The organism is Streptomyces nanshensis, from assembly GCF_001751255.1.
GTDB classification, from domain to species: domain Bacteria; phylum Actinomycetota; class Actinomycetes; order Streptomycetales; family Streptomycetaceae; genus Streptomyces; species Streptomyces nanshensis_A.
This window is the reverse complement of sequence record NZ_LJGW01000405.1, coordinates 1-11884: the sequence shown is the minus strand read 5'-3', so window position 1 is coordinate 11884 and position 11884 is coordinate 1. Positions and strand designations below refer to the sequence as shown.

12 protein-coding genes are annotated in these 11884 nt (G+C 72.3%); 6 read left to right on the top strand and 6 right to left on the bottom strand.

Annotation, left to right across the window (positions count from 1 at the left end; translation table 11 throughout):
• Positions 1–1397, top strand: a 1397-nt coding sequence (locus AN218_RS25255; protein ID WP_141747691.1) for a sensor histidine kinase, incomplete at its 5' end; no start/stop codon positions are given.
• Here the strand turns inward: AN218_RS25255 and AN218_RS25250 are convergent.
• The gene (locus AN218_RS25250; RefSeq protein WP_070019225.1) at positions 1398–2012 is read right to left on the bottom strand and encodes a response regulator transcription factor; all 615 of its coding nucleotides are present in this window, start codon (positions 2010–2012) and stop codon (positions 1398–1400) included. It abuts the gene before it with no gap.
• A gap of 113 nt (positions 2013–2125) precedes the next feature.
• Here AN218_RS25250 and AN218_RS25245 point away from each other — a divergent pair, with 113 nt between their 5' ends.
• Positions 2126–2650, top strand: a complete 525-nt coding sequence (locus tag AN218_RS25245; RefSeq protein WP_070019229.1) for a GNAT family N-acetyltransferase — start codon at positions 2126–2128, stop codon at positions 2648–2650.
• Here the strand turns inward: AN218_RS25245 and AN218_RS25240 are convergent.
• The 3 genes from AN218_RS25240 to AN218_RS25230 all read right to left on the bottom strand — a co-directional run bounded on the left by AN218_RS25240 (position 2647) and on the right by AN218_RS25230 (position 5418).
• Positions 2647–3249, bottom strand: coding sequence for a dihydrofolate reductase family protein (locus tag AN218_RS25240; protein WP_070019224.1), 603 nt, complete (start codon positions 3247–3249; stop codon positions 2647–2649). The genes AN218_RS25245 and AN218_RS25240 overlap by 4 nt on opposite strands.
• A 162-nt stretch (positions 3250–3411) precedes the next feature.
• A complete protein-coding gene (locus AN218_RS25235; protein WP_070019223.1) occupies positions 3412–4023 on the bottom strand; it encodes an HAD family hydrolase in 612 nt (203 codons plus the stop codon).
• Between the two features lie 192 nt (positions 4024–4215).
• Entirely contained in the window at positions 4216–5418 is a 1203-nt protein-coding gene (locus AN218_RS25230) for a S8 family peptidase (protein WP_070019222.1), read from the bottom strand.
• 418 nt (positions 5419–5836) lie between these two features.
• Between AN218_RS25230 and AN218_RS25225 the strand changes: the two genes are divergently transcribed.
• Positions 5837–6355, top strand: a complete 519-nt coding sequence (locus tag AN218_RS25225) for a MarR family winged helix-turn-helix transcriptional regulator (protein WP_070019221.1) — start codon at positions 5837–5839, stop codon at positions 6353–6355.
• A gap of 57 nt (positions 6356–6412) precedes the next feature.
• Here AN218_RS25225 and AN218_RS25220 read toward each other — a convergent pair whose 3' ends face one another.
• Positions 6413–7675: a PP2C family protein-serine/threonine phosphatase gene (locus AN218_RS25220; RefSeq protein ID WP_070019220.1), complete on the bottom strand. Its 1263-nt coding sequence runs from the start codon at positions 7673–7675 to the stop codon at positions 6413–6415.
• A 222-nt stretch (positions 7676–7897) separates the two neighbouring features.
• Between AN218_RS25220 and AN218_RS25215 the strand changes: the two genes are divergently transcribed.
• Together AN218_RS25215 and AN218_RS25210 are read left to right on the top strand one after the other, a co-directional pair.
• Positions 7898–8791: a SigB/SigF/SigG family RNA polymerase sigma factor gene (locus AN218_RS25215; RefSeq protein ID WP_079132570.1), complete on the top strand. Its 894-nt coding sequence runs from the start codon at positions 7898–7900 to the stop codon at positions 8789–8791.
• Positions 8792–8894: 103 nt separating this feature from the next.
• On the top strand, positions 8895–9065 hold the full coding sequence (locus AN218_RS25210) for a DUF5670 family protein (protein ID WP_070019219.1): 171 nt from the start codon (positions 8895–8897) through the stop codon (positions 9063–9065).
• 53 nt (positions 9066–9118) lie between these two features.
• Here the strand turns inward: AN218_RS25210 and AN218_RS25205 are convergent, their stop codons facing one another.
• Positions 9119–10366 carry an FUSC family protein gene (locus AN218_RS25205; protein WP_244900694.1) on the bottom strand — a complete coding sequence of 416 codons (1248 nt, stop codon included), beginning with the start codon at positions 10364–10366 and terminating at the stop codon, positions 9119–9121.
• Positions 10367–10690: 324 nt separating this feature from the next.
• Between AN218_RS25205 and AN218_RS25200 the strand changes: the two genes are divergently transcribed.
• On the top strand, positions 10691–11884 hold a 1194-nt coding region (locus AN218_RS25200), incomplete at its 3' end, for an RNA polymerase sigma factor (protein ID WP_141747690.1).

Sequence of the window (11884 nt, the reverse complement as noted above, 5' to 3'; positions counted from 1 at the left end):
CCGCCTCCCGGCGGGTACGGGAGCGGCCGAACACCGGGGCGCCGCCCCGTGAGCCTTACGCCGACGGCTCGGCCCCGCCGGAGGTCGCCGCGCCGGCGGAGAGCGCCGCGCCGCGGATGGTCTGGCCGATCGTGCTCGTCACCCACGTCGAATATCTCGTCGTGGGCACGGTCTTTCTGCTGGACGGCGGCGCACGGGGCGCACGGGCGGCGCTCTACTGCGCGGCGCTCGTACTGGTCGTGGCGTTGCAGGCGTACCACTCGATGCCGCGTCCGCCGGGCATGCGGCCGCCGGGCGCCGCGGTGACGCTCGGGACCCAACTCCTCGTCGCACTGGGGCTGTTGGCGGTGCCGGACGGGCCGTATCCGCAGCCGGTGGCGTTCGCGGCGGCGTCCGTGCTGATCCTGCTGCCGGGCCGGGCTGCCTGGCCGGCGGCGACCGGTCTGGTGGCGGTGACGGGCGCGGCACTGCTGCTGCGTCCGGACGGCCCGACGCCGACCGGAGTACTGCTGCTGCTGGCGGACATCGTCGTCATCGCCCTGGTCTTCTACGGCCTGGCGCTGCTGACCCGGCTCGTACGGCGGGTACGCGAGGCCCGTACCGCCCTGGCGTCACTGGCGGCGGCGCGCGAACGGCAGCGGATCGCCCGTGACGTCCACGATCTGCTCGGCTACGGGCTCTCCGCGGTCGCGCTGAAGGGCGAACTGGCCGCGCGGGACACCGACTCGGAGCGCGCCCACGGCCATCTGGCCGACGCCGCGGCGCTCGCCGGACGCGCCCTGGCCGAACTGCGCGCCATCCCCGGCGAGGAGGCCGTACTGACCCCGGAGGACGAACTGGCCTCGGCCCGCGAGGTGTTGGCGGCGGCGGACGTCACGCTGAACGTGCGGGGCCGGGTGGACCGTGTCGCGGTGCCGGAGGGCACGGACGGCAAGGGGACGGGCGGCACGGGCACGTACGGCACGGGCTCCGGGGCGCCCGTAGCCGCGCGGACGCTGGTCGCGACGGTGCTGCGGGAAGCGGTCACCAACCTGCTGCGCCACCGGGGCCGGGCGGACCGTTGCGAAATGGAGTTCGCCCCGGGCCTGCTGCGCGTCACCAACGACCTGCCGCACGCCGCACCGGAGTTGAACACTGCATCGGAGTCGGACACCGCACCGGAGTCGGATGCCACGCCGGAGTCGGACGGCGCATCCCGGCCGGACGGCGGTGTACCGGACACCGGCGGCAACGGGCTGCGGAACCTCCGCGAGCGGGCGGCTGCCCTCGGCGCGGAGCTGACGGCCGGCCCGCGCGGCTCCGTCTGGGTCCTGACGCTCCGTCTGCCGACGGGCCCTGCCGCCCCGGAGGAGTCTTCCCGGGAGCGCGTCGGCGACCGTCGCCGCCGAGCCGGGTGATCAGTCCGCCGTCAACCAGCCCTGCTCACGCGCGATCCGCACGGCGTCCAGCCGGTTGCGGGCGTCCAGCTTCGTCACGACCGCAGCCAGATAGTTGCGCACCGTGCCGGGAGACAGGTGCAACTCACGGGCGATCTCGGCGAGTTCGGCGCCGTCCGCGGCCAGCCGCAGCACGTCCGTCTCGCGCGGGGTGAGCGGACTGGGCGCGGCGGTCAGCGCCGCGGCGGCGAGCGCCGGATCGATGACGTGCTCGCCGGCGGCCACCCTCCGTACGGCGTCGGCCAGTTGCTCGGGCGGCGCGTCCTTGAGCATGAACCCGCCGACCCGCTCGGCGAGCGCGGAACGCAGCGCCTCGGGACGGCCCTGCGCGGTGAGGATCATCACCCGGCACTCCGGAAGCGACCGGGCCAACTCGCCGGCGGCGGCGACCCCGTCGGCGCCGGGCATCTGCAAGTCCAGTACGGCGACGTCCGGTCGGTGCGCCAGCGCCGCCGGCAGGACGGCGTCACCGCTCGCCACCTCGGCCACGACCTCCAGGTCGGACTCCAGCCCGAGCAGCGCGGCCAGGGCGCCGCGAACCATGTGCATGTCCTCGGCGAGCAGTACGCGGATCACGGTCCCTCCCGCCGTGGATCGTAACGGCCCGCCCCTCGTTCACCGCCCGGCGTCCCCGCTCCCCGCCCGGAATTCGCTGGAAGCCCCGCACCCGCCCTGCTGCAATGCACACCATGGTCCTCGGAGAACTCGTACGACTGCGCGCGCTGGCCCCTTCCGACGCGGAGTCGCTGTGGCGGTGGAACAACGACCCCGACGTGGTGCGCTGGATGGACGCCTACTACGACCAGCACCTGGAGAGCGTCCGCAAGCGTCTCGAGGCCCGCGAGCCGAACTCGTACGCGGACACGCTGTACGGAATCGAGGCACGGAAGGACGGAGCGCTCGTGGGACTGGTACGGCTGCGCGACGCCCGGCCCGAGAGCGGCTGCGCCGAACTGGACCTCTACATAGGCGAGAAGGACCGCTGGGGCCACGGCTACGCCTCCGACGCGCTGCGCACCATGTGCCGCTACGGGTTCGACAGCATGCGCCTGCACAAGATCTCCCTGGCGGTCGTCACGGAGAACCACGCGGCGCACCACGTCTACCGCAAGGCCGGCTTCGTCGAAGAGGGCCGGCTCCGGCAGTCCTTCCACCGGGACGGCCGCTGGTACGACCAGTTCACGATGGGGATGCTGGAGGGCGAGCTGCGCTAAGGCGTGTCCGTGAAGTCCCGTACGGGGCGGGGGACTTGGCGCGCCACGCGGTAGCGGTGGTAGACGACCCTCGAAGGGAACGTGCGGGCCTCGACGAGTTCGAGATCGACGCGGCGCCCGCGACGGGGGAAGTACGGGGTGCCGCCGCCGACCAGCACCGGGTGGACCCGGGCCCGGTACTCGTCGATCAGACCCGCCGCGGCCGCCTCGGCGGCGAGCGTCGCCCCGCCGATCGCGATATCCCCCTCCCCCGGCTCGGCCCGCAACCGCTCGATCTCCTCGACCGGTCCGCCGGACGCCAGACGGGCGTTCCCCCGCACCTCCGAGAGCGTGGTGGAGAACACCACCTTCGGGAGCGCCCTCCAGACCGCGGCGAATTCGCGCGTCGAGAAGCCGAGTCCGGGGTTCTGGTCGGCGGTCTCCCAGTACAGCATGGTCTCGTACAGCCGCCGCCCCAGCAGATGGACGCCGGCCTCCCGTACCTCGTCGGTCGCGAGACGGAAGACCTCCTCGTCGGGCGCCGTCCAGCCGAATCCGCCGTCCGGCCCGGCGATGTAGCCGTCGAGCGAGACGCCCATCGAATAGGTCACGCTGCGCATCGGGGTCCTCCTCGGTAACGGTTCCGAGGCTCTGACCACCGGAGGCCGCGGGACTCATCGCGCCCCGCGACGACCCCCTCGTCCGGGAGCCTCCGACGTCCGCGACCTCGGTCAACGGCGGGCGTCAACGGCCGGGCGAGGGGCCGCGACGGCACGCGGCGGCTACGTCCGGCCGGTCAGATGGTCCTCGATGCCCGCCACCGTCCGCGCATTGTCCTCGAACAGGAGGCCGCGCATGCCCAGCGCCTGTGCGGCCTCGACGTTGACGGCGAGGTCGTCCACGAAGAGACAGCTCTCAGGGGCGACCCCCAGCCGGGAGCACGCCACCGTGAAGGCACGCGCCTCGGGCTTGCGGACACCGATCTCGTGCGAATACACGACCTCCTGAACGAGATCGCCGAAGTGATAGAGCTTCTCCTCCAACTCGCGTGCTCCGACGAAGCTGTTGCTCAGGATCCCCAGGGTGCACCGTGACCGCAGTCCGCGGACGTAGGAGATCAACTCGGCGTTGGCGCTGCCGAGATACTCCTCCCACAGGTCGGCCAGAAAGGCGTCGACCTGAACGGCGTCGAGCCCCAACGCCCCGGAGATACGGCCGCGCACCTCGTCCTCGCCGACAGCCCCGATCTCCCCCGCTGCCCACACCTCTCCCAGCCGCTCGTCGACCGCCCCCGGCGGCAGCCCGAGGCGCTTCTCCCACTGTTCCGTCCAGCCGGTGGCCGGAGTGATCTCCAGCACCCCGCCGATATCGAAGATGACGCACCGCGCGCCCATACAGCCCACTTCCCGGTTCCGGGGGCGAGCACTTCCGCCCGCCCCGGCGATGTCCGACGCGGCCACTCTGGGGCTTCCGGCAAGGGCAAGGTCAACGGCGTACAGCCCGAGCGGCGGCGACCACACCAACCGGTCGTGGCCGCCGCCGCGGCCACGACCGGTGTCGGGCTTCCCGGGGTCAGTTCACCCCGTTCACTCGGTGATCTGCAGCAGCTTGTTCGGGGTGCCCTCGCCCGGGTCGGTGATCTTGTCCGCCACCGCCGCGTCGGTCAGCGCCGTGGCCACGTCCTCCGGGGAGGCGTCCGGGTGGGAGCCGAGGTAGACCGCCGCTCCGCCGGCCACATGCGGGGTGGCCTGCGAGGTGCCGGAGTAGGTCGTGGTCGCGTCGTCGCCGGTGTTGGAGTCGGAGACGATGTCCACGCCGGGCGCGAAGAGGTCCACGACCTCACCGGTGTTGGAGAAGTAGGCCCGTGCGTCGCTGTCGTCGTTCGCGGCCACGGTCAGCGCCTCCTCGACCCGCGCCGGGGAGGAACCGCTCGCGTCCGTACCGTCGTTGCCCGCCGCCACGGCGACCGTGACGCCGGAGGAGACCGCCTCGCGGACGGCGGTGTCGATGGCCTCGTCGGGGCCGCCGCCGAGGCTGAGGTTGGCGACCGAGGGGCCCTCGTGGTTCTCGGTGACCCAGTCGATGCCCGCGACGACCTGCTCGGTGGTGCCCGAGCCCTGGTCGTCCAGCACACGGACGCCGACGACGTCGGCCTTCTTGGCCACGCCGTGCGCCGCTCCGGCGAGGGTGCCCGCCACATGTGTGCCGTGCCCGTGCCCGTCGTCGGCCTCGTCGTCGCCGTCGACCGCGTCGTAGCCGTAGGAGGCGCGACCCTCGAAGTCGTTGTGGCTGATGCGTACGCCCGTGTCGATGACGTACGCCGTGGTGCCCTCGCCCGCGTTGTCCGGGTAGGTGTACTTCTCGTCCAGCGGCAGGTCCGGCTGGTCGACCCGGTCCAGGCCCCAGGAGGGCGGGTCGGCCTGGTCGGCGTCGATCGTGAACTTCTTGCTCTGCACGACCTTGTCGACGGCCGGGTCGGCGGCCAGCTTCCGGGCCTCCTCCGCGTTCAGCCCGCGGGTCGAAAAGCCGTTGACGGAGCTGAAGTTGCGCTTGAGCTTGCCGCCGTACTCCGAGGCGAGGTCGCTCTTGCCGGCCTTGGGGGTCTTCTCGTCCAGCAGGACGACGTAGCTCCCGGCGACGGCTCCCTTCGCCTTCGCGCCGTAGACCGTGCCCTCGGCGGACGCGGCACCGGCGGTGCCGGCGGTGGCCGTCAGGACGGACGTCACGGCGACGGCGGTGGTTATCGCCGCGGCGGCCGTGCGCTTGCTGAATCTCTTGGATCGGGGCATGAAAAGGGGTCTCCTCATTGCGTGGGGGTCCCGGTGACGGTTCGTCACCTTCACCGGACGGAATCTCCTCCCGGCCGGTCACCGAAAAGGTTTCCGCAGCTCGGGCGCGGGCTCAACGCCTGTACACAGCGATGACGAGAGCGCCAACACCCCGCAATGTGGGAAGGGTTGAAACGGGGCACAACGGATGCGCGCGACGTGTGCCGTTCACATGTCCGCAGAACTCGCGCGGACTCGCGCGATGTGAACGGGAGAAATTCGAGGCACACGGTCGCCGGGCGGCGGGGCCGCGCCGTACGGGCGCGGGTGTGCGGGCGGCCCCGGGCGGGCAGGGCATGGGCGCAGTACCATTGTTGTCCGGCAAACGTTTGGCGGCGCCCCCTCCTTCGCGCCGGGGCGCCGGTTCGGAGGGTCTGGTATGGGTGAAGGCCCTGTGCCGTCCGGCCCGTCGCGGCAGCGCAGGTCGCGGGACGCGGCCCAAGTGACGGCCGCTGTCATCGAGTTGCTCGAAGTGCTGTGGGAGCAGGGACGGGACGCGGCCTCCAGCCATCCGGTCTCCGCCTCGCAGTTGCGGGTGCTCTACTGCCTGGACCGCGAGGACGGGATGAATCTGCGCACCCTGGGCGAGGCCCTGGGTGCCGCGCCGTCGTCGGTCAGCCGGCTGTGCGACCGGCTACAGGCGCTGGGTTTCATCGAGCGCTCGCCGAGCCCGGTCAGCCGCAGGGAGCTGGAGCTGCATCTGACGCGGCGCGGCGGTGACTATCTGCGCGATCTGCGGCAGCGGCGGGAGGAGTCCCTGACGGCGACCATCGCCGCGATGCCGCCCACGGCGCGCACGGCGCTGCTGGAGGGGCTGCGGGGCTTCCGCGACGCGACCGAGGGGCGGGCTCCCGGACACCGGCTGGCCGTCCAGCGGGACGCGGAGAAACCCGCCTGAGCCGTCCCCCGTCCCCACTGCTGCCACTGCTGGGACCGCGACCGCGCGGCCGCGCGGCTACGGCAGCCCGTCCCGCGTCGCCGCTCCGCCGGCGCCGTCCTCCCGTCCGTACCAGTCGAGGCACAGCACCAGCGCATCGTCGTCGAGCGGTGTGACCCCGCGGTACTCGGAGAGTTCGCGGAGCATCGCCCGGGGCACCTGTGCGGCCGGGAGCAGTCTGTTGGCGGTCAGGGAACGGACCAGGGCCGCTTCGCCGTACCGTTCGCCGGCCTTGGACGAGGTGTCGTAGACGCCGTCGCTGGCGATGAGCAGCCGGTCGCCGGGGCGGACGTCGGCGTACTCGGCGACGAAGCCGGTGTCCTCGAACATCCCCAGCGGGAGCTGTGCGTCGAAGCCGAGCGGCTCGACCTTGCCCTCGCGCATCCGCCACACGCGGGGCGAGCCGGCCTCGACGACCTCGACGCGGCCGGTCTCCAGCGCGAAGCGCATCAGCAGCATCGAGACGTACGCCGCTCCGCGGTACTGCGCGAACACCGCCTGGTCCGCGAGGAACGCCTGGTCGGCGAGGCCGAGTCCGGCGCGGCGGGCGTTGCGCACGGCGTTGACGGCGAGGTTGCTCAGCAGGGCCGCGTCGATGCCCTCGCCCATGCCGTTGGTGACGGTGAGGGTGAGGTGGTCGGCCGAGGAGGACCAGTCGAAGTTGTCGCCGAAGATCGCGTACGCCGGTTCCAGATGGGCGCCCAGGGCGAATTCGGGGCGCCGGCAGGAGCGGCCCGGCAGCAACTGCCACTGCATCTCGGCGGCGAGCGTGAGCCGGGAGGCCCGGCGGGCCAGGAGGTACAGGTCGGTGTCGCGTTCGGCGACCATGATCTCGTGGCCGAGCGCCTCGCAGAGGTAGGTCAGTTCCGGCAGAAGCTCGCCTTCGCAGGCGCTCTCGGGGAGCGTCACGGAGAGCACCCCCACGCGGTCGCCGCGCACGCTCACGGCGATGTGCACGGTCACGGTGCCCGACGCCAGATCCGGTACGACGACGGGGTCGGCCGCGCCGAAGGCCCTGCCCTGCGGGCTGTCGTGGATGAGGACCGGCTCGGCGGACGGCGCCGCCGCCAGCGCCTCGCCCGCGGCTCCCGCGTCCACCGCCTCGCCCGCGATCCCCGCGTCCGCGCCCACCGCCTGAAGGCTGCGCACTCCGTAGTCGGCCATGCGCAACTGGACGTCGACGGCGGAGTAGTGCTGCCGCAGGGCGTCGGCGACGACGTCGAGCAGTCCGTACGGGGCGGCGGCGCGCAGCGCGCGTTCGACCGCGGTGAGTCTGTCCACTGTTCCTGCTTCGTGCCGGGCCGCGGGGACGGGCGCCGGGATGCGCCCTCCGGGGCGGGTGTCTGCGTCAGCGTACGCCGCACATTTCCGTCACCTCCGTGACGGTTGCGTGAAGACCGTCACAGGCGGTGGGGCGGTACGGCGCCGACCGGGGTGTGGCTTTCATGGTCCCCGTCCGGTAGACATATGTCGAACGACAACAGTTGCCGTACGGAGGCTTTCATGAGTGCCACAACCGTGCCTGCGCCCAGCGCGGCGGGCGGGAAGGCCGACAGGAGAGCGGACGGAAAGGCCGCGGCGGACGGCGAAGCGGAGCTGCCTGTGATCACGGATCCACAGGCCGTGGCGCCGCGGGACGCACGCCGGATGACGCAGCTCTTCCTGCGGCGCCTGGAGGAGCTGGAGGAGGGGACGCCGGAGTACCAGTACGTCCGCAACACCCTCGTCGAACTCTCCCTGCCGCTGGTGCACTTCGTCGCCCGGCGGTTCCAGCAGCGCGAGGACCAGCACGAGGACATCCGGCAGGTCGGAACCGTCGGGCTCATCAAGGCCATCGACCGCTTCGACCTCGAACGCGGCGTCGGATTCACGTCGTTCGCGATCCCCTACATCACCGGGGAGATCAAGCGCTTCTTCCGCGACACCACCTGGGCGCTGCACGTGCCGCGCCGGCTCCAGGAGCAGCGCATCGAGCTGGCGCGCGCCGTCGACCGGCTGGAGACCCGGCTGGGCAGGTCGCCGCGCACCGGTGAACTGGCCGAGGAGATGGGGCTGTCCGTCGAGGAGGTCGTCGAGGCGCAGGTCGCCTCCAACGCCTACTCGACGCACTCCCTCGACCTGTCCGCCGAGGAGGACGCCGACTCCAAGGAGGGCAGCACGCTGCTCGGCCGGATCGGCTGCTGCGACCCCGCGCTGGAGAAGGTCGAGAACCTCAACGCGCTCAAGCCGCTGCTCTCGGAGCTGGGCGAGAGGGACCGGCGCATCCTGGAGATGCACTTCGGCGAGGAGCTCACGCAGCAGCAGATCGGCGACGCGCTGGGCCTCTCGCAGATGCACATCTCGCGGCTGCTGCGCAGATGCCTCGACGAGCTGCGGACCGGCATGACGCAGGACTGAGCGCGGCGGGCGCCCGGCGCCCCCTCCCCGAACCCGGCGGTACGGGACTTCCGTACGTCCGCCACCCCGCACGACGGCACTGCTGTGCCCGGAGGTCGATGAAATGGTTCCCCTGCTGCTCGTTCTGCTGCTGGCCCTGCTCCTCTTCGGCGCGGGTTTCGCGCTGAAGGCCCTGTGGTGGATCGCCGTGATCGTGCTGGTGATCTGGCTGCTGGGCTTCTTCGTCCGGCCCGCGCGCGGTGGCGGCGGCAGGGGCCGCTGGTACCGCTGGTGAGCGGCGCGCCCCCGTCACGCGTCCTCGCCACGCGCCGTCGTCCCGTGCCCCCGTCAGGGGCAGCCCGACGTCCTCTCGTGCTCGACCTCGTGCTGCAACACGTCGCAGGTGTACTGGAATTCGTCCATCAGCCGGGTCGCCTCGACCAGCAGGATCCCGTACGGCTGTGAGAGGTCGCCGACCGGAAGGGCACTGCGCTCGGAGTGGCCGACCAGCCGCGAGTGCCGCTCCTGCGCGGTGCCCGCGGCGGAGCACAACTCGCGGGCCTGGTCCGTCAGATGGTCCTCGTCGATACGGCTGAAGAGGGCGGTGATGTGCGCCAGCGAGGACAGGAAGTCCCCGTAGTGGCGCAGGAACTCGCCGTACGTCGCGCCCCGTTCGCCGTCGTGCCACTGGTCCAGGCTGCGCACCAGGGAGGTCACCTGGTGGGTGACGCGGGCGAGCGCGTCCACGACCTCCTGGTAGCCGGAGAAGGTGGTGTGCCGGCCGTGGCGGCGCAGCACGCGGCGCGGGTTGTAATACGCGCTCTCCCGGGCGACGTTCACGGACGACTGCGCCTGGTCGACGAGTGCCGGGAGGTGCTCGGCTCGCTGCCGCCAGTGCCGGGTGCGCTCCTCGTCCGTCGTCCCCTCCCGCAGCGCCGGAGCGATGTCGCTCACCAGGTCGCAGAGCGAGTGGGAGAGGGTGTGGATGCCGTGCTCGGCGCTGCGGTAGCGCATGGGCGGCAGGATCGTCACGTTCACCACGACGCCGATGCCGCAGCCGATCAGCACCAGAAGGACGATCTGGCCGAGCTGGCCCAGGCGTTCGGCGTTGCCGGACGCCGAGACATAGGTGGAGAAGGCGAAGAACGCCGCCGTCGTGACCTGCGAGCCCTGTGAACCCAGGCGCCGCCACCGGCCGATGGCCATCGCGACGAGCGCCACCAGGACGAACGTGAGCACGTCCGGGCCTGCCAGAAAGCCGAGAGCGCCCTGCAACGCCACTCCCGCCGCGACGGCGCCCACATAGCGCAGCGCCTGCACCACGGACTGGTAGACGGTGACCTGCATGATCACCACGGCCGAGAACGGGGCGAACGCCGGTGACTGCGCGCCGATGCCGTCGTGGGCGACCACCCAGGCGACGGTGGCGGCCAGGGCGCTCTTCCCGATCAGTGCGGCGGTGTGCCGCTCGTGGCCGTCGGCACCGGCCGCCCGCCGGAGCCACTGCCGTATCCGGGCCCGTCTGCCCTGCGGTGCCGCGCGGTTGGGCTCCTGTCGCCGGGTGGGCTCCGGTCGCTGCTGCGTCGCCTCGGACAAGGACTGCCCTCTCTCCTGTGACGGCGGGGGACGGAAGCGGCCGGGTGCCCTGCGAACTTCATCTGCAACACCCCTTTTTCCGGCCGGGTGACTTGTCGCCATGTGCCAAATCCTCGGCTGTCACGCATCGTTCGCCGAACCCGGCGGTAGCGTGGTGAGAGCAGCGTGCGGACGATGCGGTCCGCCGGCCCGGTGGGGCAGTTCGCCGGACTGGCCACAGTGGACCTGGAGCGTCACCCACCCGTCTGCGTGAGGCCGCGGGCTTCCGCCGGTGGGGGCGGACGCCTTGGCCGATGGGGGATCGAAGGCATGGAACCCGAGTGCTTGTCTGACGCCGACCTCGTGGAACTCGTCCGTGGCGGCGGGGAGTCGGCGGGCGCCCCGCTCGCGGAACTGGAACGCCGTCACCTCGACGCCCTGCGCGCCTTCGCCGTTGTATGCCTCAACGACCCCGCGCAGGCCGAGGAGTTGGCGCAGCGCGCCTGGCAACGGGCCGCGTCCCCGGGCGGGATCACGCCGGGTGCGGTACGTCCCCAGGTGCTGGCGCTGGTGCTGTGGGCGGCCTCCGGGGTCGCCGAGGCGGGCCATCCCGCCCTGCTCGACGGGGACTTGGCGGTGTGGCTGGCCGCGCAGCCGCAGTCCCAGCCCTCGCAGGAGGAGTCCTCGGCGCGCGGCGGTGTGGCCTTCCTGCACCACGGCTCGGTGACGGCCCGCGCGTTCAACTCCCTGTCCTCGACGCTCCAGACGGTGCTGTGGCACCACCTGGTCGAGCGGGACGACGCCGAGCGGATCGCCCGGCTGCTGGGCTCGGCCTCGCCGGAGTCCCAGGAGGTCTCCGTACTGATCAGACGCGCGCACCGGGACTTCTACCACGCGTACGAGCAGATACACCAGTACGGCATGGCGGACGACTGCCGCCGCTTCCACCGTGTGGTCATGGCGTACGCCGACGGGCGGGGCGGCAACACCGGTGACGTCGTAGGGCACTTGGGCACCTGCGGTTACTGCGCCCGCGCGGTCGCGGACCTGGAGCGCATGCACTCCGACTTCGGCGGCCTCCTCGTCCATGCGCTGCTGCCGTGGGGCGCACCGCAGTACGCGGACGCGCGGCGCGGCGAGTGGACCTCGACGACGGTCGAGATACCGGTGATCGGAGGCGAGGGCGGCCGGGCCCGCGGCAGGCGCCGAGGCGCCGCCCGCGGTATGTCCGCGGCGCCGGAGCCGCAGCAGTCCTCCACGCACGGGAACCAGCAACAGCAACAGCGCCAACACCGGCAGCAGTCCCCGGAGCCGTACGGAACGCCGCCGGGATGGCCGGAAGGCTGGCCCGCCGGATGGCCGGACGGATCGCCGGCCGAGCCGCCCGCCGCGGCGTCCTCCATGGCCCCGATCTCCTACGGCACCTCCACGCCGGACGGATCCCCCGACGGACTCCCGGAAGGGCTACGGGAGTTGTTCCCGGAGGGCTTCCAGGACACGGCCCCGTACGGGTCGCCGGCGGGACCGCCGGCCGCGCCC